We start from the raw sequence: 22229 nt of genomic DNA, 5'->3' as shown, positions 1-22229 counted from the left end.
GACCAAGATCACTGGTGGGTAGCCCCGGCGGGCCCTCACTCAGCTCCGCACGCCAGCCGCCGCCTCCTCCAGGGCGGCGACGGCGGCCCGGATCGAGGGGCGCCGGTCGGCGTCGGCGCGCCAGAGGGCGTAGACGTGGCGGCGGATGCCGTTGCGGACGGCCAGGGTGCGGATGCCCTCGGGGACCGGGTCGCGGCCGAGCCGGGGGACGACGCAGACGCCCAGTCCGGCGGCGACCAGGGCGAGTTGGGTGTGGCCTTCCTCCGCGCGGTGGGGGGTGTGCGGTTCGATGCCCTGAGCACGGAGCGTGACCATCAGCCATTCGTGGCAGAACTCGCCCTCCCCCCAGGTGATCCAGTGGTCCTCGGCCAGCTCCGCCAGCTCGACCGACTCCCGCCCGGCCAGCGGATGGTCCACCGGCACGGCCACGTCGGCCGGGTCGTCCAGCAGCGGGGCCTTGACCAGCCCGGCGGGGAGCGGGAGCGGCTTGTTGTACCAGTCGAGGACCACCGCCAGGTCGAGGTCCCCGCGCAGCACCGCGCGTACGCCTTCCCCGGCCTCCAGTTCGCGGGAGCGGACGCGCAGGGCCGGGTGGGCGGCGGCCAGGACGGCGAGGGTGGCGGGCACCAGGCCGCGCGCGGCGGTCGGGAAGGCGCTGAGCCGCAACTCGCCGACGACGGCGCCGCGCTGTGCCTCCAGGTCCACCTCGGCCTGCTCCACCTGGGAGAGGATGCGGGCCGCGTGACCGGCCAGCAGCTGCCCGGCGTCGGTGAGCCGCACCCCGCGTCCCTGCCGGGCGATGAGCTGCCGGCCCGTCTCGCGCTCCAGCTTGCCGAGTTGCTGGGAGACGGCGGAGGTGGTGACGTGCAGTGCCGCGGAGGCCGCGACCACCGAGCCGTGACGGGCGAGGGCGTCGAGGGTGCGCAGGCGCTCCAGGTTCAACATGTAAGCGATCCTACGCGGTTCCTCGCACTAATCGTCGCTTGTCCTTAAAGGTGAAGCGGCGCAGAGTAGCGGCATGACCACCGCTCCCCCGGCCCCCGGGGTTCCCGCCGCGCGGATACCGGAGCTGACTCCGGCCGCCTCCCCCACCCCACCGACCACCCCCGCCCCGCCCCGCGTCCGCCGGGTCGGCTGGCGGGTCCGGTTCGCCGTGCTGTCGCTGATCTGGGGTTTCAGCTTCCTGCTCATCAAGGTCGGCACGGAGGCGTACGCGCCGCTCCAGGTGACCCTGGGCCGCCTGGTCTTCGGCACGCTGCTGCTGGCCGGGGCCCTCGCCGTCCGCCGCGACCGGCTGCCGCGCGGCGCCCGCGTCTGGGGCCATCTGACGGTGGCGGCGTTCCTGCTCAACGCGGTGCCCTTCACCCTCTTCGCCTACGCCGAGCTGACCATCCCCTCCACCCTGGCCGGGATCTGCAACGCGACCTCGCCGCTCTGGGGGATGGCCCTCTCCCTGGTCGCCCTCTCCGAGGACCGGCCGACCCGGCGCCGGGTCGCCGGACTCGGCCTCGGCTTCCTCGGCGTGCTGACGGTGCTGGGCGTCTGGGAGGGGTTCAGCGGCCTGGACGTCCGGGGCACGGCCCTCGCCCTGCTCGCCTCGCTCTGCTACCCGGTCGGCTGGATCTACGTACGCCGGACGCTGGCCGGGGTGGACGCCTCGCACCTCTCCGTGATGACCGGCCAGTTGCTGCTGGCCACCGTCCAACTGGCCCTGGTGACCCCGCTCTTCACCTCCGTGCCGAGCGCGTTCCCGCTCGGCCCGCTGCTGGCCGTCGTCGCCCTCGGCGCCCTCGGCACCGGCCTCGCCCTGCTCCTCCAGTACGGGCTGGTGGCCGAGGTCGGCCCGACCATCGCCCAGATGGTCACCTACCTGATCCCGGTCATCGCCACCGCCGCCGGTGTCGCCCTGCTCGGTGAGCCCCTGGCCTGGTCGACCCCGGTCGGCGCGGTGGTGGTGCTGGTCGGCGCGGCCCTGGCCCAGAGCCGCGCCAGGCCGGCACGCGCCCCGGAGCCTCAGTCGTAACGCACCCCGCGCGAGGGCCGCACCGCCTCCGCCACGGCGTCCGCCAGGGGCTCGACGTCGTCCGGGGACAGAGGGGACACGGTGATCCGGACACCGGGCGGCGCGCCGAGCCGGAAGCGGGCGCCCGGCGCCGTGCCCCAGCCGGCCTGGAGCAGCGCGGAGACCGCGCGGGTCTCGTCCGGGACCGGGACCCAGACGTTGAGCCCGCCCGCCCCCCGGGCCTCGGCCCCGCGGACCGCCAGCTCCCGGATCAGCGCCTCGCGCCGCTCGTCGTAGGCGCGGGCGACCTCCGCGAGGTCGGGGGTGCCGGCCCGCCACAGCGAGGCGACGGCCCGCTGGAGGAGCAGACTCACCCAGCCGGGCCCGAGCCGCTGGCGGCCCCGGAGCCGGTCGAGGGTGACGGCGTCCCCCGTCACGGCGGCGACCCGCAGGTCGGGGCCGTACGCCTTGGCGACCGAGCGGACGAAGGCCCAGTGCGTGGTGGTGCCGGCCAGCGGATGCGGGGGCGGCGCGACGATGCCGTGGCCGTGGTCGTCCTCGACGAGCAGCACCTCGGGGTGGGCGGCGAGCACCTCGCGCAGCTCCCGGGCGCGCGCGGCGGAGACGGCCGCGCCCGTCGGGTTCTGGGCCCGGCAGGTGAGCACCACGGCCCGGGCGCCTTCCCCCAGCGCCCGCCGGATCTCCCCAGGCAGCGGCCCCTCGTCGTCGACGGCGACCGGCAGCGGCCGCAGCCCGAGCGCCGGGACGAGGTCGAGGAGACTCCCCCAGCCGGGGTCCTCGACCGCGAGGGCGTCACCGGGCCGCAGGTGGGCGGCGAGGACGCGCTCGATGGCGTCCAGGGAGCCGGAGGTCGCGGCGAGCGGGCCCGTGGGGACGCCGTCGGCCGCGAAGGCGGCGCGCGCGAGCCGGGCGAACCCGGCGTCCAGCGGCTCCTGCCCGTAGAGGACCGGCCGGGCGTCGGCGGCAGCGGCGGCCTCCGCGAAGGCGGGCGCGAGGGCGGGCAGCAGCCGCGGGTCGGGGTCGCCGGTGGACAGATCGCGGGCGCCCGACGGCACCTCGACCCGGATCTGGTCGCGTGGCGTGGAGACCGGCCGGGCCCGGACGCGGCTGCCGCGCCGCCCGGCCGTCTCGATCACCCCGCGCTCCCGGAGCAGGCGGTAGGCGGCCGCGACGGTGTTCGGGTTGACCCCGAGCCGGTCGGCCAGCTCCCGCAGCGGCGGCAGGGCGTGGCCCGGCGGGAGCGCGCCGGTGGCCACGCCCCGTTCCACGCTGGCGGAAATCTCTGCGGCGCGCCGCCCGGTGATCCGATACTCTCCTAGCACAAACCACATTATGCACTAGTGCAATTGGAGTTCGCCATGGCCGCGCCGCAAGAATCCCCGGACCAGGGCGCGTACGTCCCCACCCCGCGCACCGTCCCCACCCGCTCACGCGACCGCGCCTCCTACGACCGGGAGACCGTGCACGCGATCCTCGACGAGGGCACCGTCTGCCACCTCGGCTTCGTGCGCGACGGCGCCCCGGTCGTCCTGCCGACCTTGTACGCCCGGATCGGTGAGCACCTCTACGTCCACGGCTCGACGGGGTCCCGCCCCCTGCGCTCCGCCCGGGGCGAGGCCGGACTGCCGGTCTGCGTGACCGTCACCCACGTCGACGCCCTGGTGCTGGCCCGGTCCGCCTTCCACCACTCCCTCAACTACCGCTCGGTGGTGGCCCACGGCACCGCCCACCAGGTGACCGACCCGGCCGAGAAGGCCGCCGCCCTGGACGCGCTGGTCGACCAGGTGGTGCCGGGCCGCTCGGCCGACTGCCGTCCCGCCGACGCCAAGGAACTGGCCGCCACGGCGGTGCTCCGCCTCGAACTGGCCGAGGTCTCCGCCAAGTCCCGCACCGGCGAGCCCAACGACGACCCGGAGGATCTGGCGCTGCCGTACTGGGCCGGGCTGGTCCCCGTCGAGAACCGGTACGGCACCCCGGCGCCCGCCGCCGGCCTTTCCACCGGCGTCGTGCTGCCCGGGTACCTCACCCCCGCGAGCTGACGGGGGCCGGGGGCGGATGCCCGGGCGGGCACCGCCCCGGCCACGTCAGCCGGCTGTCCCGGCGGCCAGGCGCCGGGCGGCGGAGGCGCCGCGCGTCTCGGCCACCGCGAGGCCGACCACGGCGACCAGCATGAGGAGCGTCCCGAGCACCGTCGGCACCGTCAGCTCCTCGCCGAGCAGGAGCACCGCGATGGCGGCGGCGCTGACCGGCTCCAGCAGCATGATCACGGAGACGGTCGCCGACCGGACCACGGCCGCCCCGGCGAAGTACAGGGCGTAGGCGAGGGCGCTCGGCACGGCGGCGACGTACACCAGGAGCCAGACCACGCGGGCCGGGTCGGCGCTCTGCGGAACCAGCCCCTCCAGCAGGCCGAACGGCAGGAGGAGCAGGGCGCCGACGGCGAAGGCCCAGGTGGTGGTGGAGAGCGGGTCGCCGTCGCCGTCCCGGCCCCAGAAGCGGGTCATCAGGGTGATGGAGGCGTACCCGGCGGCCGCGATCACGCCGAGCGCGATCCCCCACGGCCGGACCGTCGCTCCCTCACCGCCGAGCACGAGCACGGCCAGCCCGAGCAGCGCGCCGCCCACGGCCAGGAGGCCGCCGAGACCCAGCCGCTCCCCCAGCAGCAGCCGGGCGCCGAGCGCGATCAGCACGGGCCCCGAACCGAGGGTCACCACCGTGCCGACCGCGAGCCCGGTCTCCTGCACCGCGGCGAAGTAGGCGGTCTGGAAGACCGTCAGGCCGATCCCGGTGGCGAGGACCCGGCGGACCTTGCGCCGCAACGGTTCGGCGGGACGCGGCGCGCGCCGTCCGTGCCGCAGGGCGTGCACGCCGAGGAGCAGGGCGAGCCCGCCGACGTAGCGCCAGAAGGAGAGGGAGACGGGGCCGATGTCGCTGGCCCGGTAGAGCAGGGAGGCGGCGGCGCCCGCCGTTCCCCAGGCCGCACCGGCGACGACCAGGTAGAAGAGGCCGCGGCTCACGGGCAGGCCGACGGCAGAGGGGTGGGACATGGTGTTCTCCGCAGGTGGTGTGAAGCGAACGGTTCACGTCTGCGGGCAGCACTCGCCGCCCCGGCGACCGGCCGGGTCACGACGCGCGGGGGCCCGCCTCAGGCGGCGGGCGGCGGAAGGACGAGTGCATGCGGCATGGACCGCACTCTAGGCATGGTCGCGGGCGCCGGACAACTCCTCGCCCGCCGCCCGCTCCCCGGCCGGATGGGACGCCGCGACCGGCCCCGCCGAGGGAGCGGCCGGGGTGGAGGACTGGGCGATGAACGCGCCGAGCAGGACCACCACGCCCCCGGCGATCTGCGGCAGCGAGAGGTGCTCGCCGAGCAGCACCCAGGCGAGGACGGTGGCCACCACCGCCTCCAGGCACGCCACGACCCCGGCGACGGCGGGCGACAGCCGGCGCACCGACAGCACCCCCGTCACATAGGCGAGGACGGTGGCGAGCAGCACGATCCAGCCGAGCAGCAGGAAGGCGGCGACCGGCGTCCCGTCCATCCGCGCCGTCCCGGCCAGCACGCCCCACTCCATCGACCAGGGCCGGGCGATCACGGTGAGCACCGCGGTCCCGACGAGCAGGCCGTACGCGATGACGCCGAGCGGATGCGGCGCCTCGTCCCCGGCGTCGCCGCCCTGGTCGGAGAGGACGAAGTAGCCCACCTGGCAGCAGGCGGCGCCGAGCGCCAGCAGGAGGCCGATCACGTCGAAGCGGAGCCCGGCCCACACCTCCACCACACAGGCGAGCCCGCCGACGGCGAGCACCACCCCGAAGGCGGCGGCCCGGGTCACCGGACGGCGCTGCACGAAGCGCACCCAGCCGAGGACCAGCGCCGGCGCCAGGTACTCGACCAGCAGCGCGACGCCTACGGGGATACGGGAGATCGCGGCGAAGTAGCACGCCTGGACGCCCGCCACCGCCAGCAGGCCGAAGCCGAGCAGCAACGCCGGGCGCCTGCGCGGCAGATCGCGGTGGACCCAGGCGAGCGGCAGCATGACCAGGGCCGCGCCGGCCACCCTCAGCCAGACGACGTGGAGCGGGTCGAGCCCGGCCTCGATGAGCGGTTTGGCGGCGACACCGGAGCCTCCGAAGGCGAGGGCGGAGACGAGCGCGAGACCGAGCCCCGCGCCGCGTCCGCCGAGCGGCCGGCGGGAGGTCAGGGGAGCGTGGGGCGCTGATGCGGGGGAAGCGGAGGAGGCTGACACGGGCACATCATGACAGCAGAGATCAGGGGCGTCACCCCATGGCGCTCCTTACCGTTCCGGCCCCGGACGCTCCTGTGGCGCGCCGAGTTCGCGGCGCAGTGCCGACACGTCGATCGGGCCGGCCTGTTCGCCGACGTGCGAGGCCCGGCCCTCCGCCGGAGGCACCGGCTCCGCGTCGAGGCGGCGGCGCAGCAGCTCGCGGTCGACCCCGGCCCGCTCCATGACCTGGACGGCCCGGCACTCGGGGTCCGCGACCAGCCCGGCCAGCAGATCGGGGCCCGCCGGCCGGTCGCCCCGGCCGTCCGCCCGCTTCCGGGCGGCCTCCAGCGCCTCGGCCGCGGCGGGCGACCAGCCGTCGGACCGGGCCATCGGCACCGCGCCGGAGTCCTCGACGGAGCCGTGCCACTTGAGTCCGTAGCCGATGTTCCGCTGGACGAGCAGGCCGAGGAGCTTCACCAGTTGTTCGCCGCCCTGCTCGCAGGCGTCGACGGCCTCGCGGCTGGCGGGGTCGTGCTCCAGCAGGGCGTGGAGCAGGTGCGCGGTGTCGGCCTGGCCGTCGCCGTCCCGCTGGGCACGGCGGCGCGCGCCCGCCAGGGCGTTGGCCAGCTCGGGCCGCGGGGAACCGTCGGCCGGGACGGGTCCGGGGTCCGAGGTGTGGAGAGGGCGGTACACACCCACCACCTCACCATTCGGGCGCTTCGTCCACATCCCCGAGGGGACGCATTCGCGCGTCCGACACAGGGTGGGCATGCCGCGGCCGCCCCTCCTCCCTGCGGAGGAGGGGCGGCCCGGCGCGGACGGGAGGCGTGCGGGTCGTTCCGTGCGCCCCTCGGGGTGCGCCGCGGGGTCAGTCCTGGTCGGCGAGGATCAGGTAGAGCCGCTTGCGGGCGTCGTTGACGACGGCGAGGGCCTTCTCCTGCTGCTCCTTGGTGCCGGTCTTCCAGACCTGGCCGAACGCCTCCATCAGCCCGGCACCGGCCTGGCGGATCTCGTTGACGCTCTCCCAGTCGACGCCGCGGCCGACCTCTTCCCAGGGGGCGTCCGGCCCCGCCTCGGCGGCGGTCCGGCCCTCCTCGGTGAGTGCGAACAGCTTCTTGCCGCCGCTGCTCTCACTGGCGATGAGGCCCTCGTCCTCCAGCAGCTGGAGGGTGGGGTACACCGATCCCGGGCTGGGCTTCCAGGCACCGCCACTGCGTTCGGCGATCTCCTGGATCATCTCGTAGCCGTGCATCGGCCGGTCGGCCAGCAGCGCCAGGATGGAGGCGCGCACGTCACCGCGCCGCGCCCTCCCCCGGCCGCCGCCGCGCCCGCGCCCGCCCCAGGGCCCACCGGGCCCGAAGCCGGGCCCGAACGGCCCGAAGGCCATCCGCCGCCGGTCGTCACCGTCAGGCCCGCGCCGCCCCCCGCCCCATCGCTCGAACCCCTCAGGCCCAGGCCCTCCGTGGTGGGAACCGAACTGCCGCCCGTGCCCCAGTCCGTGCTCATGCTCGTGGTCGTGTCCGTGGATACGCATCGCAACGCTCCTTCCGTTCGTAATCGGTCGCGATGCCTCAACGATATATCGGAACTGTTCTTACGGCAAGACCTCGGCTCGGAGGGTCGATGACCTGGCTCTTCGAAGCGCCCGATCCGCATGACGCCGCCCCCACTCCACGAGCGAGGTCAAGGCACTAGGGGGACCGACCCCTGGTCGAGCCGGCCGGGGCGGGCCCTCCCCCGAACCGAAACTCGAGGCCCCGGGTGCGGCCCGGTCGGCACGCGCAGCGTGAGCCGCTCCGCGGCGGTGGGCGCGATCTCCCGCACCTCGTCGACCGGTCCGGACCCGGTCGACGAGCAGCCGCCTGCCATGAACGGCCATCCGGGCAATACGGTGGGACACGAGGGCCTCCGGCCGGTGGAGACTCGACACCTCCACCACACACGGGGCCCCTCGTCATGATCAAGCCCACCAGCGTCAACCACGCTCGTGACCAGGCACGCCCCTCCCCACCTCGGCCAGGGCCCCCGCGTCGCCCTGCGCCACCTCAGCCGGCAGGACTACGCCGGGATCGCCGCCCTCACCCGCGAGAGCACCGAGCTGCACCGGACCTGGCTGGGCGTCCACGAGCCGGCGGTGGAGGCGTTCGAGCGCCGCCTGGAGCGGTTCGGGCGGCCGACGCACGAGGGATTCGTGATCTGTCTGCGCGAGACCGGGGCGATCGTGGGCGGAGTCAACGTCAACGCCATCCTGCGCGGCAGCCGGCAGTGCGGCACCTCGGCTTCACCGCGTACGCGGCGACGACCGGCCGGGGTTACCTGACCGAAGGGCTGGGCCTCGTGATCCGGCACGCCTTCGGCCCCATGGGCCTGCACCGGCGGGAGGCCGACATCCAGCCCGGCAACACCCGCTCGCTCGCCCTCGTCCGGCGCCTCGGGTTCCGGTACGAGGGGTTCTCGCCCGCCTTCCAGGTGATCGACCGGGAGTGGCGGGACCACCAACGCAGGGCCCTGGCCTTTGAGGACGTACCCCGGCGGGCCCGGCGATGGGCACAGACGGGCGCCGGTGAGCGCCGGTGCCGGGCCAGACGGCGCAAAAGCAGGTCCACCGACCCGCGATTGGCCTTTGCCGCCGCTCGCCCGGGGGCGGCACGCTCGCCGCATGCGCCTGCGAATCATCGATGCCTTCACCGACCGCCCCTTCTCCGGCAACCCGGCCGGGGTCATGCTGCTCGACGCCTTTCCCGAGGACGCACGGCTCCAGCGCATCGCCGCCGAGGTGAACCTCTCCGAGACCGCGTTCGCCCACCCGCTGGAGCCGGGCGGCGAGGCCGACTGGGCGCTGCGCTGGTTCACCCCGCTCCGCGAGGTGGAGCTGTGCGGCCACGCCACCCTCGCCACCGCCCACGCGCTCACCTCCGACGGGCGGGTCGCCCCGGGCGGGGGCCCGCTGCGCTTCGCCACCCGCAGCGGCGTCCTCACCGCCGTGCCCTACGCCGACGGCGGGCACACGCTGGACTTCCCGACCGCGCCGCTGACCGAGGAGCCCCTGCCGGAAGGGCTCGCCGAGGCCCTGGGCGCCGTGCCGCTCAGCGTCCACGACACCGGCCCGCACTGCGGCGACCTGCTGCTGGAGCTCCCCGACGAGAAGACGGTCCGGGAGCTGGAGCCCGACCACCGCGCCCTCGTCCGCCACAGCCGGCGCGGCATCATCGCCACCGCCCTGGCCGACGATCCCGCCGCCGGCTACGACTTCGTCTCGCGCGGCTTCTTCCCGCAGGTCGGCATCGACGAGGACCCGGTCACCGGCAGCGCCCACACCGCCCTCGCCCCGTACTGGACGGCCCGCCTGGGCCGCGAGCGGCTGACCGGGTTCCAGGGCGGGGCGCGTACCGGCATCGTCCGGACCGAACTGCGCGGCGACCGCACGCTGCTGACCGGCGACGCGGTCACCGTCTTCGACGGCGAGCTGCTGGTGTGAGCGGCCGGTCCCGGCTGCCTGCGACCGCTCAGGCCGTCGGCAGCCAGCCGACCTTTCCCGCCAGCAGCGCGTACCCGACGAAGGCGCCGATGTCGAGCAGGGTGTGGGCGACCACCAGCGGCCCGACCCGGCGCCAGCGCTGGTAGAGGAAGGCGAAGACGACGCCCATCACCAGGTTGCCGATGAAGCCGCCGATGCCCTGGTAGAGGTGGTACGAGCCGCGCAGCACCGAGCTGGCCAGCAGGGCGGCGACCGGGCTCCAGCCGAGCTGATCGAGCCGGCGCAGCAGGTAGCCGACAACGATCACCTCCTCCAGGACGGAGTTCTCGGCCGCCGAGAGGATCAGCACGGGGAACTTCCACCACTCACCGGGCAGCGACTCCGGGACGACGGTGAGGTTCATGCCGGCCGCGCGCGAGACCAGGTAGAAGGCGAGTCCCGCGCTGCCGATGCAGGCCGCCAGAGCGGTACCCCGGGTCAGGTCGAAGCGCGGCCGGGTGAGGTCGAAGCCGATCGAACGGGGCCCCGCGCCCTCCCGCGTCAGCAGGTGGAGGACGAGCAGCACGGGCACCAGGGCGGTCGCGATACCGAAGAGCTGCCAGGCCAGATCCAGCCACGGACGCCCGGGCGCCGCCGAGGAGTTGAGATTGGCCGCCTGGTCCTTCAGACCGCCCGGCCGGGTGACCGAGCCGACGAAACTGATCAGGGAGGAGACGGCGCTCGCGCCCAGCGACAGCGCCAGCACGATCAGCGTTTCGTCCCGGAACACCCTTCGTGAGGGATCTTCCACCCGTAGAGAACCAGCCACCAGCCCTGCCTCCGTCCGCACTCTGCCTCCAGTTGTGCAATCCCGGCCCATCCGCCCGCACACCCCGCTAGGGTCTCGAAAACAGATCCGAAGATCGTGCGCGACAGGCCGAGGGGGACGGGCGCCGTCGACGGCGCGCCTGTCCCCCTCTCCTTGCTTCATCGCTCAAGGAGGGGCACCACCGCAATGGGACGTCACAGCTTGCCCGATGAGTACGGGGCCGCTGCGCCCGGCCCTCGCCCCCGGGCCCGGGGCCGCACCGTCGCCCTCGCCACCGTCCTCGTCCTCGCGGTCGCCGCGGGCACCGCGGTGGCCGGGCGCAACGGCCTGCTGCCGCTCGGCGGCTCCTGCGCGGACGAGGCGGTACGCGTCGATGTGGTGGCGGCGCCGGACATCGCCCCGGCGCTCGGACAGGCGGCCGCCCACATCCGTGAGAAGGAGGTGACCTCGGACGGCCACTGCATGGACGTCCGGGTCACGCCGCGCGACGCCTACCAGGTGGCCGACGCCCTGCGCGCGGGCAAGGGCGGCGAGTACGAGGTGTGGGTGCCCGACTCGGCCCTCTGGCTGGACAGAGCCGGCTCCGACAGCGACAGCACCCCCGTCACGCCCACCGGCAACATCGCGGCCACCCCGGTGGGCGTCGCCATGCTGCCGAGCGCCGCCCGCTCACTGGGGTGGCCGTCGAAGACGTACAGCTGGGCCGAGCTGACCGCGGCGGCCACCGCCGGCGAGAAGCTCCGCCTGGGCACCGCCGACCCGGCCCGCAGCGCCCCCGGCCTGCTCGCCCTCACCATGGTCGGCGCTTCCGCCGCCGAGGCGGGCGACGAGGACAACACGCAGGTGGCCGAGGCCGCGAAGATCCTCGCCTCCCGCATGTCGGACTCCGACGGCCAGGTCCTGGACACGCTGGCCCGCGACGCCTCCGGCACCGAGCAGGGCAACCCGCGCCGCAACCAGGCGCTGATCCTCACCGAGCAGGCGGCCCACCGGCACAACGCCGGCACCGAGGAAGAGGAGGGGCTCGACCTCTTCTACCCGAAGGACGGCACGCCGCTGCTCGACTACCCCTTCACCCTGGTCGACGAGCGCGGGCAGAGCACCGACGAGAGCAGGGCGGCGGTCCGCTTCATGACCTTCTTCGGCGAGCCGGAGGGTCGCCGCGTCCTCGCCCGGCACGGCTTCCGCCCGGAGTCCGGCGACGCGGACGAGGCCGTGGTCACCGCGGCGGGCGGCCGCACCCCGCAGCCGTACGCGCAGGAGGAGTTCGAGCCGCCGGCGCCGGAGGCGGTGCAGGAGACGCTCGGCATGTGGACCATCACGGTGCAGAGCGCGCGGCTGACCACGGTGGTGGACGCCTCCGGCTCGATGGCGCAGCCGGTGCCGGGCCGCGACCAGTCGCGGATGGACGTCACCAAGGCGTCGCTGATCCAGGCGCTCTCCCAGTTCACGCCGGACGACGAGATCGGTCTGTGGGAGTTCGCCACCCACCTCGACGGCGACAAGGACTTCCGGAAGCTGGTCGAGACCCGCCGCCTCGGCGACCGGGACGAGAAGGGCAAGGCGCACCGCGAGAAGCTGACCGCCGCCTTCGGCGACCTCACCCCCGTCCCGGACGGCGCGACGGGGCTCTACGACACGACCCTCGCCGCCTACCGGGCGGCGCAGGACAGCTACGTCAGCGGGAAGTTCAACGCCCTGGTGATCCTCACCGACGGGATCAACGAGGACCCGGGGTCGATCTCCCGCAGCTCCCTCGTCGCCGAGCTGGAGGGGCTGCGCGACCCGGACCGCCCGGTCCCGGTGATCGCCATCGCGGTCGGCCCGGCCGCCGACAAGGAGGAGGTCAAGGAGATCGCCGAGGCCACCGGCGGCTCCGGTCACCAGGTCAGCGACCCGGCGCAGATCCACGCCGTGATCCTCAAGGCGATCATGGAGGCGGGGAGCACCCTCTGACCGCCGCCTCCCGAGCCGTACGACTCCCCCGCCCGGCCGGGCTCAGACCGGCCGGGCGGTCGCGTCGGTGACCCCGACCGGCCAGGTGTGCACCGGCTCCCCGGCGTGCATCAGGTCGCTGTAGCGGCGCACCATGGCGGCGAGCGCCGGGCGCCGCTCCATCCCGCTCTCCCGCGCCCGGTGGTACGTGGCCGCCTGCCAGGCGGCGCCGTTGGTCCGCCGGCGGCAGCGGGCCTCGATGACGCCGAGGTAGCGGTCCCGGTCGGCCGGGTCGACGCCCCAGGCGTCCAGCCCTGCGGAGGCCAGCGGGAGCAGCTCCTCCAGGACGAGGGTGGCCGCGTCGGTCTCGGCGGTCCCGGTGTACTTGCCGCGCCTGGGCCAGGTGAGCCGCGCGTCGATCCCGTACCGGCAGGCGGCGTCGAAGTTGGCCTCGGCCGCCTCGAAGGGGAGCTTCGTCCAGACCGGGGTGCGGCTCTCGGCCAGCGAGCGGACAAGACCGTAGTAGAAGGCGGCGTTGGCGACGACATCGATCACGGTGGGCCCGGCGGGCAGGACGCGGTTCTCGACGCGGAGGTGGGGCACGCCGTCGGCGACGCCGTAGACCGGGCGGTTCCAGCGGTAGACGGTGCCGTTGTGCAGGACCAGCTCGGCGAGGGAGGGGGCCTGGCCCGCCGCCAGCGCGTCCTCGGGGTCCTCATCGGAGCAGATCGGCAGCAGCCCGGGGAAGTAGCGCAGGTTCTCCGCGAAGAGTTCCCGGGCGCTGGAGATCCACCGCTCGCCGAACCAGGTGCGGGGGCGCACCCCCTGGACCTGGAGTTCCACCGGACGGGTGTCGATCGACTGGAGGAAGAGGGGCGCCCGCGACTCGCGCCACAGCTCCTTGCCGAAGAGGAACGGCGAGTTGGCCCCGATCGCGATCTGCACGGCGGCGACGGCCTGCGCGGCGTTCCACACGTCGGCGAAGCGGTCCGGGGTCACCTGGAGGTGGAGCTGCACGGAGGTGCAGGCGGCCTCGGGGGCGATCGACGAGGCGGTGTAGCGCAGCCGCTCGACCCCCTCGATGTCGAGCGGGAATTCCTCGCCCCGGGCGGCCACGATCTCGTCGTTGAGAAGGCGGTAGCGGTCGACGTCGGTGAGATTGGCGGAGACCAGATCATCACGGGTGAGGGTCGGCAGAATTCCGATCATGACGATCCCGGCGTCCAGCTCTCCGGCTTTACGGTCGGCATACCCGAGGCCGATCCGCAACTCCTCGGCCAGCCGGTCCAGGACGCGATCACCCAATCGGTGGGGGGCGATATTCACTTCGAGATTGAACATTCCCAGCTCGGTCTGGAAATCGCGGCTGGCGATCCGCTCCAGCACTTGCTGGTTCATCATTCGCGGCAGGCCGTCGGAGCCCGCGAGATTGAGTTCGATCTCCAGGCCCAGGAGGTTCTTCGGACGGTCGAAGCGCTTCTCGTCCAGCATCCGCTCCAGCGCCCGCTGGCACTGCTGAAGTTTGCGCCGGAACGCATGCCGATCCGCCAGATCGAACGATCCCGCCTCGACCTTCTCGCCCATCGATGCCCTCCCCGGGGTACTGGTCCCCGGCTGCCGCCCAGGGCTGGTCCACGGAAGATGATGCCCAGGCAATGCGATCCATAACGCCCCGCGACAGCCCGCCGCGCGCTAGGCTCGATCCCGACCGAGGCACTGGGCACATTCACGCGGCAAGCCGCGGGCGAATGAGCTCCGGCACCGCGGCACCTGTTCGGCCCTGGTCCGTCGCTCACTCGGCCCCGGAGGACGGCGAGCGGGTGGTGAAATCGCCGACAGGAACAGGCCGACCGCCCGCCGGATGAATATCCAGGTCACAGGCGTGCCGTCCGGAGAAAATGCGGATGAACCCCTCATTATGGCGACCGAATACCGCCTTGCCCGCAATTCCGAGCACCGGTAGGCGAAGCGCCGATGGAACACAGGTCGTATAAACTCCGCGAACGAGGCAGTGAATTGGCGACCGCCAGGACCTGTCCGGCGGATCATCGCGGCCTCACGCACCGTTCTACCGGAGAGGGCCCAAGGTCCCTGCCCCGCCCCTTCGCTCTGAGCTGACAGTGTCGTCCGCGCCTGCCCTGATGTCCCCTGCCTGCCCGACGAGAGGCGACCCACCATGCCGCTGCACTTCTTCCCGGCTCCCGCGCCCGCCGAGCGCAGCGTCCTCGCCGCCCTCGGTTCCCCGACGGCCGTCCGCGAGGCCCGCACCTCCGCGCTCCGCGCGGCGACCGGCCCGACCAGCCCGGAACTCCCGCTGCCGGTCCACGTCATGGACCGCACCACCCTGGAGAGCGACTCACCGATCCGGCTCGCCGGCTGGCGGTTCCTGATCCGCAGCGGCGAGCGGGCCGTGGCCGCCGCCGACACCCGCCTCACCCCGGACGGCTGGGCCTTCTCGCACTTCTTCGAAGGCCCGTACGTCACCGCCACCGAGGCGGCCCTGCGCCAGGCCGACGGCCTCGCCGCGCCGCACCAGCCGCGCCTGCTGTCGGTCCCGGGGCTGTACATGCTGACGCTCTGGCTGCACGGCGACCCGGCGGCCGACGCCGGCCGGGGCGGCCCGCTCGCCACCGACCTGCTGGTCCCGATCGCCCCGGCCCCGCCCGGCATCGCCGCCCACCGGCCCTACCCGGCCTCCGAGCTGCTGCCGGTGCTGACCCGGCGCCTCTCCCCCGGCCAGCTGCCGGGCCCGCTCCTGCCGGCCTGACCGCCCGGGGCGCGGGGAGGCCGTACGCTCCCTCCTCGCGCCCGGGGCGCACCACCCCTCTTGTGGGCTAGCCCGATGTGACCAGTTCCAATGACCCGAATTGACAGGGCAGTTGACATGAACCGCCCGCACGGGTGACGCGTCCTCCCCCAGTGAGGAGCGCTGCCGCGAAATGCCTGCGGATTCAGCGCCACGGGGCAACACTGGGACGACCGATCAGACGGGGGCGGTCATGAAGAACACGTCGAGCAGGACAGCAACCACATCGCAGGGAAAGAACCCACCCATGTGCCAGCACCAGCCTCTCTGCCCCACCGCCGACTCCGCCGACCGGGAGGCCGCCCGCGTCGTGGCGCACCGCCCGGAACAGGGCTGGAGCCTGCTGTGCAACGGCGTCGTCCTCTTCGAGGACACCGGCGAGCTGCTGCCCGACGGGCAGATCATCGCACCGCACCGGCCGCTGACCCCGGGCCGGGTGACCACGGCGGCGTGAGCGAGGGCGCGCGGCAGCCGCACACCGCGCGAGAGGAAACGGCAGGGCCGGCTCGGAGACGCCTCCGAACCGGCCCTCACGTGTCTGCGGCCTCCCCGTGGGGAAGGCCCGCCGATCAGTCCTGGTACGCGTCCAGCGGCGGGCAGGAGCAGACCAGGTTGCGGTCGCCGTACGCCTGGTCGATCCGGCGGACCGGCGGCCAGTACTTGTCGGCCGCGTGCACGCCGGCCGGGAAGACGGCCTCCTCGCGGGTGTAGGGGTGGTCCCAGTCGCCGGTGAGGGTGCGGGCGGTGTGCGGGGCGTTGCGCAGCGGGTTGTCCTCGGCGGGCCAGGCGCCGGTGGCCACCTGCTCGATCTCGGCGCGGATGGCGATCATCGCCTCGCAGAAGCGGTCGAGCTCGGCGAGGTTCTCGCTCTCGGTCGGCTCGATCATCAGCGTCCCGGCAACCGGGAACGACATGGTCGGCGCGTGGAAGCCGTAGTCGACCAGCCGCTTGGCGACGTCGTCGACGCTGACGCCGGTCGCCTTGGTGAGCGGGCGCAGGTCGATGATGCACTCGTGGGCGACGAGCCCGGCGGGGCCGGTGTAGAGCACCGGGAAGTGCGGCTCCAGCCGCTTGGCGATGTAGTTGGCGCCGAGGACCGCGACCTGGGTGGCGCGCTTGAGCCCCTCGCCGCCCATCAGCCGCACGTACGACCAGGAGATCGGGAGTATGCCCGCGGAGCCCCACGGGGCGGCCGAGATCGGGCCGACGCCGGTGGCGGGCCCGGCGGCCGGCTGGAGCGGGTGGTTGGGCAGGAAGGGCGCCAGGTGCTCGCGGACACCGACCGGGCCGACGCCGGGGCCGCCGCCGCCGTGCGGGATGCAGAAGGTCTTGTGCAGGTTGAGGTGGGAGACGTCGCCGCCGAACCGGCCGGGCTTGGCGAGGCCGACCAGCGCGTTGAGGTTGGCGCCGTCGACGTAGACCTGGCCGCCCGCGTCGTGGACGGCGGCGCAGATGTCGGCGACGTGCTCCTCGAAGACTCCGTGGGTCGACGGGTAGGTGATCATGAGCACGGCGAGCTGCTCGCGGTACTGGTCGATCTTGGCCCGCAGGTCCTCGATCTCGATCTCGCCGTCGTCGGAGGTCTTGACGACGACGACCTTCATCCCGGCCATGACGGCGCTGGCGGCGTTGGTTCCGTGCGCCGAGGAGGGGATCAGGCAGACGGTGCGGTCCAGGTCGCCGTTGGCCCGGTGGTAACCGCGGACTGCCAGCAGCCCGGCCAGCTCACCCTGCGAGCCGGCGTTGGGCTGGAGGGAGACCTTGTCGTAGCCGGTGACCTCGGCAAGGCGCTCCTCCAGCTCGCGGATGAGCGTGAGGTAGCCCTGCGCCTGGTCGGCCGGGGCGAAGGGGTGCAGCGCGCCGAACTCGGGCCAGGTGACCGGCTCCATCTCGGTCGTCGCGTTCAGCTTCATCGTGCAGGAGCCGAGCGGGATCATGCCCCGGTCCAGCGCGTAGTCCCGGTCGGCCAGCCGCTTGAGGTAGCGGAGCATGGCGGTCTCGGAGCGGTACTGGTGGAAGACCGGGTGGGTCAGGTACGCGTCCTCACGGAGCAGCGCCTCGGGCAGCGCGTCCGGGGCGGAGGCGTCCAGCTCCTCGATGTCGGCGGAGACCCCGAAGGCCTCCCAGACCGCGGCGAGCCGGGCGCGGGTGGTGGTCTCGTCGCAGGCGACGGAGACGTGGTCGGCGTCGACCTGGCGGAGGTTGATGCCCCGCTCGCGGGCGGCGGAGGCCACCTCGGCGGCCCGGCCGGGCACCCGGGCCGTCACGGTGTCGAAGAACGACTCCTCGGTGATCTCGACCCCGCTCCGGCGCAGCCCTGCGGCGAGCAGCGCGGCGAAGCGGTGGGTACGCCCGGCGATGGCACGCAGCCCCTCGGGCCCGTGGTAGACCGCGTACATCCCGGCCATCACGGCGAGCAGCACCTGCGCGGTGCAGATGTTGCTGGTGGCCTTCTCGCGGCGGATGTGCTGCTCACGGGTCTGGAGGGCGAGCCGGTACGCGCGGTCGCCGTCGGCGTCGACCGAGACACCGACCAGACGGCCCGGGAGGCTGCGCGCGAACTTCTCACGGACCGCCATGTATCCGGCGTGCGGGCCGCCGAAGCCCATGGGCACGCCGAAGCGCTGGCTGGTGCCGACGGCGATGTCGGCGCCGAGCTGACCGGGCGGGGTCAGCAGGGTCAGGGCGAGCAGGTCGGCGGCGACGGTGACGACGGCACCCAGCTCGTGGGCGGCGTCGATGACCGGCTTGAGGTCGCGGACGGCCCCGGAGGCACCGGGGTACTGGAGGAGGACGCCGAAGACGCCCCGCTCGGCGACCTCGGCGGGGATGCCCTCACTGAGGTCGGCGACGACCACCTCGACGCCGGTCGGCTCGGCGCGGGTCTCGATCACCGCGACGGTCTGCGGGAAGGCGTCGGCGTCGATGAGGAAGACACCCTGCTTGACCTTGCCGACCCGGCGCGAGAGCGCCATCGCCTCGGCGGCGGCGGTGCCCTCGTCCAGCAGCGAGGCGCCGGAGGTGGGCAGGCCGGTGAGGTCGGCGACGGTGGTCTGGAAGTTCAGCAGCGCCTCCAGCCGGCCCTGCGAGATCTCCGGCTGGTAGGGCGTGTACGCCGTGTACCAGGCCGGGTTCTCCATGACGTTCCGCAGGATGACCGGCGGGGTGAAGGTACCGTAGTAGCCCAGGCCGATCATGGAGTCGACGACCTGGTTGCGGTCGGCCAGGCTGCGCAGTTCGGCGAGGACCTCCGCCTCGGAGCGGCCGTCGGGCAGGTCCAGCGCCTCGGCGCTCTTGATCACGTCGGGGACGGCGGCGGCGGTGAGTTCGTCCAGGGAGCCGTAGCCCACCTGAGCCAGCATCTTGGCGCGGTCACCGGCGTCGGGCCCGATGTGCCGCTGTTCGAACGGGACGCCCTGTTCGAGGCGGGAGAGCGGGGTGCGGTTGGCGGTCATGCGGAGGCCTCCTGGTCGACGCGACCTGCGTGGGACACCCGCCGCGGGTGCCCGTACGGCCTCCCCCTCTGTCATCCGGACCTGAGAGCTTCACCGGCGCTGAGGCCGGTTTTCACCGTCGGTGAGGCCGGGGTGCGCACGGAGCGTCCGCCTCCCGTCCTGCTTTCCAGAGTGACCTCGTCCGTGCGGTACGGGGGCCTGAGAGATTCCGGGGAGGATTTGCTCCTTCGGCGCCTCCGCGGTGAACGCCGGAGGACTCTCCCGCACGGGGTCGACAGCCACAACCAGCCTATCAGCGGGAACCGCGCCGGGTCCGTTCGAGTGGCCGAGCGACGGGATGTGCCCTTTCGTAGGAGGGACGCATGTGCTGCGATGCCCTGGGAGGGTTCCGTGCAGAGCGATATCGATCCCCGCAGCCTGATCGGACGCAAGGCGTTCGACCGCCACGGCACCAAGGTCGGCACGGTCGACGAGGTCTATCTGGACGACGCGACCGGCGTCCCGGAGTGGGCCGCCGTCCGCACCGGCCTCTTCAGCCGCGACGCCTTCGTCCCCCTGGAACCGAGCGAGCTGGTCGAGGGAGGGCTGCGCATCCCGTTCGAACGCGCCCTCATCCGCGAGGCCCCCGACTTCGGCGTGGGCCGCCACCTCTCCCCGGAGCAGGAACTCCAGCTCTACCACCACTACGGACTGGACCTCGGCGCCCCCGAACCGCCCCCCGACCGCGACTTCGGCCGTGTCGCGGGCACCGACGACGCCTGACCCACCCCGCTCACCCCCCGTCGGGCCCGCTGTCCTCCTCCACCAGGGGGAGCGGCGCCGACAGGCTCAGCTCCGGGTCGTCCGTGCGGAAGGTACGCACCCGGCCCGGCGCCGAGGTCGGCGTCTCGAACCGGACGGTCACGCGTCCGACCCCGCTGCCCTGGACCCAGCCGGGCCCGTGGACGGCGTGGACCACGTCGTGACCGGCGGGCCAGCGCCGCTCCTCCGGGACGGCCGGCGCGACCGGGTCCACCGTCTCGGCCGCGGGCCCCTCCGGAGCCGGCTCCTCCGCCCCCGCGGCCGCCTCAGCTGCGGCCCGCTCCCCCGCGGCCTGGGCGAACAGGTCCTCCTGCGTGTAGTCGGCGAGGCCGCTGACGCCCACGCCGAGGAGACGGACCCCGCCGGTGGTGTCCACGCCCTCCAGGAGCCGCGCGGCGGCCTCCCGGACGACGGCGGGGTCGTCCGTGGGGCCGCGCAGAGTCTCCGAGCGGGTCAGCGTGGAGAAGTCGTAGCGGCGGACCTTGAGGACCACCGTGCGCCCCGAGCGGCCCGCCTCGCGCAGCCGCTTGGTGCACCGCTCCGCCAGCCGCGCGACCTCGCCGCGCACCCGGACCCGGTCGTGGATGTCCAGGTCGTAGGTGTCCTCCACGGAGACGGACTTGCCCTCCCGCTCGGAGACCACGGGCCGCTCGTCGAGGGCGAGGGCCATGGCGTACAGGCCGGTGCCGTGCGCCCGGCCGAGCAGCCGGACCAGTTCGTCCTGGCCGGCCTCGGCGATCTCGTCGACGGTGGTGATGCCCGCACGGCGCAGATGGTCACCGGTGGCCGGGCCGACGCCGGGCAGCACCCGGACCGGGAGCGGCGCCAGCAGTTCCCGCTCCGTGCCCGGCTCGATGAGGACCAGGCCGTCCGGCTTGGCCCGCTCCGAGCCGATCTTGGCGAGCATCTTCGACACGGCGAGCCCGACCGACCCGCTCAGCCCGGTGACCCTCCTGATGTCCGCCCGCAGCCGCTCCCCCACCTCGCGGGCGGAACCGCTGTCGAAGGCCGCCCCGCCCGCCTCCAGGTCGACGAACGCCTCGTCCAGGCTGAGCGGCTCCACCAGCGGCGAGAGCCCCCGCAGCAGCCCCATGACCTGGTTGCTGACGTCGCGGTAGAGGGTGAAGCGGGGGGTGAGGTACGCGGCGTGCGGGGCGAGCCGACGCGCCTGCGCGGTGGGCATCGCCGAGTGGACCCCGAACCGCCGTGCCTCGTAGGAGGCGGTGGCCACCACTCCGCGCGGCCCGAGCCCACCGACCACCACCGCTTTTCCGCGCAGGCTCGGCTTGGCGGCCTGCTCCGCCGAGGCGTAGAAGGCATCCATGTCGAGATGGAGGATCGTGGGCGCGGATCTCACGGGGTCGATGCTGCCCTACGCCACCGACAACGGCGGCCGGACGGCCCGTGGGCTCGTTCAGACCGCCCGGTTGCGCCGCCGGGCCAGCTCGTCGCCGGGGTGGTGGCGCACCACCGTCTCCCCGGTCTCCACCCGCTCCCCGTGGAGCTGGGCGAGGGCGCTCTCCACGTCCGACCAGACCACGCCCACCGCGATGCCGAAGATGCCCTGGCCGCCCTGGAGCAGGTCGACCACCTCGTCGGGCGAGGTGCACTCGTAGACGGTGGCGCCGTCGCTCATCAGCGTCATCCGCTCCAGGTCGCGGAAGCCGCCGTCCCGCAGGTGCTGGACCGTGGTGCGGATGTTCTGGAGGGAGACCCCGGTGTCGAGGAACCGCTTGACGATCTTGAGGACGACCACGTCGCGGAAGCTGTAGAGCCGCTGCGCGGCGCCCCCGTGCGGCGGCCGCACGCTCGGCTCGACCAGCCCGGTACGGGCCCAGTAGTCCAGTTGGCGGTAGGTGATCCCGGCCGCGGCGCAGGCGGTGGGACCCCGGTAACCGATGTCGTCCCCGGCCCTCTCCACGCCGTCGGCGACGGCCTCGACCGGCCGCCCCTGCCGTGCCGCCGACCTGCCGTGAAGCGGGTACGGACCGCGCTCGCGGGGGCTGAGCCCCGGAGCACCCCCCGTCGTACCGTCGCCGCTGATGCTCACGCCGACCCTCCGTCCTTGACCTGCTTGTCGACGGTAGGCAGTCACCCGGGGTGCGTCAACGATCGCCGCGCTCGCCACGCCGGGTGATATTCCCCCCAAGGGTGGTTTACCGTGTCCCGCTTCCGGGAAAGGCCGCCGATCGGCCGGAGGGGTCAGCCGCCGCTACTGGCTGTTGTTGGTGCCGAAGTCCTCGGGCGAGATCTGATCGAGGAACTCGCGGAACTTCTCCACCTCGTCCTCCTGCTCGTCCGGGATGGCGATCCCCGCGTCGTCGAGCACCCCGTCACTGCCGTAGATCGGCGTGCCGGTGCGCAGCGCGAGCGCTATGGCGTCGGAGGGGCGGGCGCTCACCTCGACCCCGCTGGCGAAGACCAGCTCCGCGTAGAAGACGCCTTCCCGCAGGTCGGTGATGCGCACTTCGGTCAGCTCCTGCCCCACGGCCTCCAGGACGTCCTTGAAGAGGTCGTGCGTCAGCGGCCTGGCAGGGGCCATGCCCTGCTGGGCAAATGCGATGGCGGTCGCCTCACCCGGTCCGATCCAGATGGGGAGGTAGCGGTCGCCTCCCACTTCGCGCAGGAGCACGATCGGCTGGTTGGAGGGCATTTCGACCCGGACACCTACGACGTCGAGCTCGTTCACACAGCAAC

19 protein-coding genes, 1 pseudogene and 1 riboswitch are annotated in these 22229 nt (G+C 73.8%); of the genes and pseudogenes, 8 read left to right on the top strand and 12 right to left on the bottom strand.

Going from position 1 to position 22229, the window contains the following annotated elements:
- Positions 1-39: 39 nt before the first annotated feature.
- Positions 40-945, bottom strand: a complete 906-nt coding sequence (locus OIM89_RS27295) for a LysR family transcriptional regulator (RefSeq protein ID WP_030695193.1) — start codon at positions 943-945, stop codon at positions 40-42.
- A gap of 73 nt (positions 946-1018) precedes the next feature.
- Here OIM89_RS27295 and OIM89_RS27290 point away from each other — a divergent pair, with 73 nt between their 5' ends.
- The gene (locus tag OIM89_RS27290) at positions 1019-2023 is read left to right on the top strand and encodes a DMT family transporter (RefSeq protein WP_030695192.1); all 1005 of its coding nucleotides are present in this window, start codon (positions 1019-1021) and stop codon (positions 2021-2023) included.
- Here OIM89_RS27290 and OIM89_RS27285 read toward each other — a convergent pair.
- Positions 2014-3345: an aminotransferase class I/II-fold pyridoxal phosphate-dependent enzyme gene (locus tag OIM89_RS27285; protein WP_175457756.1), complete on the bottom strand. Its 1332-nt coding sequence runs from the start codon at positions 3343-3345 to the stop codon at positions 2014-2016. The genes OIM89_RS27290 and OIM89_RS27285 overlap by 10 nt on opposite strands.
- Before the next feature lie 36 nt (positions 3346-3381).
- Between OIM89_RS27285 and OIM89_RS27280 the strand changes: the two genes are divergently transcribed.
- Complete coding sequence (locus tag OIM89_RS27280) at positions 3382-4062, top strand: pyridoxamine 5'-phosphate oxidase family protein (RefSeq protein WP_030695190.1); 681 nt, start codon at positions 3382-3384, stop codon at positions 4060-4062.
- A 45-nt stretch (positions 4063-4107) separates the two neighbouring features.
- Here the strand turns inward: OIM89_RS27280 and OIM89_RS27275 are convergent, their stop codons facing one another.
- The 4 genes from OIM89_RS27275 to OIM89_RS27260 form a co-directional block, all read right to left on the bottom strand.
- Positions 4108-5070 carry a DMT family transporter gene (locus tag OIM89_RS27275; RefSeq protein WP_030695189.1) on the bottom strand — a complete coding sequence of 321 codons (963 nt, stop codon included), beginning with the start codon at positions 5068-5070 and terminating at the stop codon, positions 4108-4110.
- A 147-nt stretch (positions 5071-5217) separates the two neighbouring features.
- Positions 5218-6225 (bottom strand): EamA family transporter, encoded by a 1008-nt coding sequence (locus OIM89_RS27270; protein ID WP_030695188.1) that lies wholly within the window; start codon positions 6223-6225, stop codon positions 5218-5220.
- A 93-nt stretch (positions 6226-6318) separates the two neighbouring features.
- Positions 6319-6942: a Clp protease N-terminal domain-containing protein gene (locus OIM89_RS27265; RefSeq protein ID WP_047467791.1), complete on the bottom strand. Its 624-nt coding sequence runs from the start codon at positions 6940-6942 to the stop codon at positions 6319-6321.
- 175 nt (positions 6943-7117) lie between these two features.
- Positions 7118-7783: a PadR family transcriptional regulator gene (locus OIM89_RS27260; RefSeq protein ID WP_030695186.1), complete on the bottom strand. Its 666-nt coding sequence runs from the start codon at positions 7781-7783 to the stop codon at positions 7118-7120.
- 453 nt (positions 7784-8236) lie between these two features.
- Here OIM89_RS27260 and OIM89_RS27255 point away from each other — a divergent pair.
- Positions 8237-8816, top strand: a pseudogene (locus OIM89_RS27255) (GNAT family N-acetyltransferase).
- Positions 8817-8908: 92 nt separating this feature from the next.
- Entirely contained in the window at positions 8909-9727 is an 819-nt protein-coding gene (locus OIM89_RS27250; RefSeq protein WP_264491686.1) for a PhzF family phenazine biosynthesis protein, read from the top strand.
- Positions 9728-9755: 28 nt separating this feature from the next.
- Here the strand turns inward: OIM89_RS27250 and OIM89_RS27245 are convergent, their stop codons facing one another.
- The gene (locus tag OIM89_RS27245) at positions 9756-10556 is read right to left on the bottom strand and encodes a CPBP family intramembrane glutamic endopeptidase (RefSeq protein WP_030695184.1); all 801 of its coding nucleotides are present in this window, start codon (positions 10554-10556) and stop codon (positions 9756-9758) included.
- Between the two features lie 165 nt (positions 10557-10721).
- Between OIM89_RS27245 and OIM89_RS27240 the strand changes: the two genes are divergently transcribed.
- The gene (locus tag OIM89_RS27240; protein ID WP_030695183.1) at positions 10722-12491 is read left to right on the top strand and encodes a substrate-binding and VWA domain-containing protein; all 1770 of its coding nucleotides are present in this window, start codon (positions 10722-10724) and stop codon (positions 12489-12491) included.
- A gap of 42 nt (positions 12492-12533) precedes the next feature.
- Here OIM89_RS27240 and OIM89_RS27235 read toward each other — a convergent pair whose 3' ends face one another.
- Positions 12534-14054, bottom strand: coding sequence for a glutamate-cysteine ligase family protein (locus OIM89_RS27235; protein WP_030695182.1), 1521 nt, complete (start codon positions 14052-14054; stop codon positions 12534-12536).
- 592 nt (positions 14055-14646) lie between these two features.
- Between OIM89_RS27235 and OIM89_RS27230 the strand changes: the two genes are divergently transcribed.
- Together OIM89_RS27230 and OIM89_RS27225 are read left to right on the top strand one after the other, a co-directional pair.
- Positions 14647-15237 (top strand): hypothetical protein, encoded by a 591-nt coding sequence (locus tag OIM89_RS27230; RefSeq protein WP_175457754.1) that lies wholly within the window; start codon positions 14647-14649, stop codon positions 15235-15237.
- Between the two features lie 286 nt (positions 15238-15523).
- Positions 15524-15730, top strand: coding sequence for a DUF5999 family protein (locus OIM89_RS27225; RefSeq protein ID WP_030695180.1), 207 nt, complete (start codon positions 15524-15526; stop codon positions 15728-15730).
- Between the two features lie 115 nt (positions 15731-15845).
- Here the strand turns inward: OIM89_RS27225 and gcvP are convergent, their stop codons facing one another.
- Entirely contained in the window at positions 15846-18731 is a 2886-nt protein-coding gene (gcvP, locus tag OIM89_RS27220) for an aminomethyl-transferring glycine dehydrogenase (RefSeq protein ID WP_047467798.1), read from the bottom strand.
- A gap of 176 nt (positions 18732-18907) precedes the next feature.
- Positions 18908-19005, bottom strand: a riboswitch (glycine riboswitch).
- Between the two features lie 116 nt (positions 19006-19121).
- Between gcvP and OIM89_RS27215 the strand changes: the two genes are divergently transcribed.
- On the top strand, positions 19122-19493 hold the full coding sequence (locus OIM89_RS27215; RefSeq protein ID WP_030695178.1) for a PRC-barrel domain-containing protein: 372 nt from the start codon (positions 19122-19124) through the stop codon (positions 19491-19493).
- 10 nt (positions 19494-19503) lie between these two features.
- On the opposite strand, the gene OIM89_RS27210 is transcribed toward OIM89_RS27215, so the two are convergent.
- The 3 genes from OIM89_RS27210 to OIM89_RS27200 form a co-directional block, all read right to left on the bottom strand.
- Positions 19504-20889 carry a DNA polymerase IV gene (locus OIM89_RS27210; protein ID WP_078858132.1) on the bottom strand — a complete coding sequence of 462 codons (1386 nt, stop codon included), beginning with the start codon at positions 20887-20889 and terminating at the stop codon, positions 19504-19506.
- 57 nt (positions 20890-20946) lie between these two features.
- Positions 20947-21582, bottom strand: a complete 636-nt coding sequence (locus OIM89_RS27205) for a MerR family transcriptional regulator (RefSeq protein ID WP_030695176.1) — start codon at positions 21580-21582, stop codon at positions 20947-20949.
- 162 nt (positions 21583-21744) lie between these two features.
- Complete coding sequence (locus tag OIM89_RS27200) at positions 21745-22221, bottom strand: bifunctional nuclease family protein (protein WP_003946924.1); 477 nt, start codon at positions 22219-22221, stop codon at positions 21745-21747.
- Positions 22222-22229 lie beyond the last annotated feature (8 nt).

It is taken from the genome of Streptomyces sp. BI87 (assembly GCF_025957665.1).
Classification (GTDB): Bacteria; Actinomycetota; Actinomycetes; order Streptomycetales; family Streptomycetaceae; genus Streptomyces; species Streptomyces albidoflavus.
The sequence above is the reverse complement of the archived record's forward strand: the minus strand, read 5'-3'. Positions and strand labels throughout refer to the sequence as shown.

Bases quoted from the DNA above. Each gene is read 5' to 3' on its own strand.
- OIM89_RS27295 (WP_030695193.1), bottom strand. From the start codon at position 945: ATGTTGAACCTGGAGCGCCTGCGCACCCTCGACGCCCTCGCCCGTCAC.
- OIM89_RS27290 (WP_030695192.1), top strand. From the start codon at position 1,019: ATGACCACCGCTCCCCCGGCCCCCGGGGTTCCCGCCGCGCGGATACCG.
- OIM89_RS27280 (WP_030695190.1), top strand. From the start codon at position 3,382: ATGGCCGCGCCGCAAGAATCCCCGGACCAGGGCGCGTACGTCCCCACC.
- OIM89_RS27275 (WP_030695189.1), bottom strand. From the start codon at position 5,070: ATGTCCCACCCCTCTGCCGTCGGCCTGCCCGTGAGCCGCGGCCTCTTC.
- OIM89_RS27260 (WP_030695186.1), bottom strand. From the start codon at position 7,783: ATGCGTATCCACGGACACGACCACGAGCATGAGCACGGACTGGGGCAC.
- OIM89_RS27250 (WP_264491686.1), top strand. From the start codon at position 8,909: ATGCGCCTGCGAATCATCGATGCCTTCACCGACCGCCCCTTCTCCGGC.
- OIM89_RS27240 (WP_030695183.1), top strand. From the start codon at position 10,722: ATGGGACGTCACAGCTTGCCCGATGAGTACGGGGCCGCTGCGCCCGGC.
- OIM89_RS27235 (WP_030695182.1), bottom strand. From the start codon at position 14,054: ATGGGCGAGAAGGTCGAGGCGGGATCGTTCGATCTGGCGGATCGGCAT.
- OIM89_RS27230 (WP_175457754.1), top strand. From the start codon at position 14,647: ATGCCGCTGCACTTCTTCCCGGCTCCCGCGCCCGCCGAGCGCAGCGTC.
- OIM89_RS27225 (WP_030695180.1), top strand. From the start codon at position 15,524: ATGTGCCAGCACCAGCCTCTCTGCCCCACCGCCGACTCCGCCGACCGG.
- gcvP (WP_047467798.1), bottom strand. From the start codon at position 18,731: ATGACCGCCAACCGCACCCCGCTCTCCCGCCTCGAACAGGGCGTCCCG.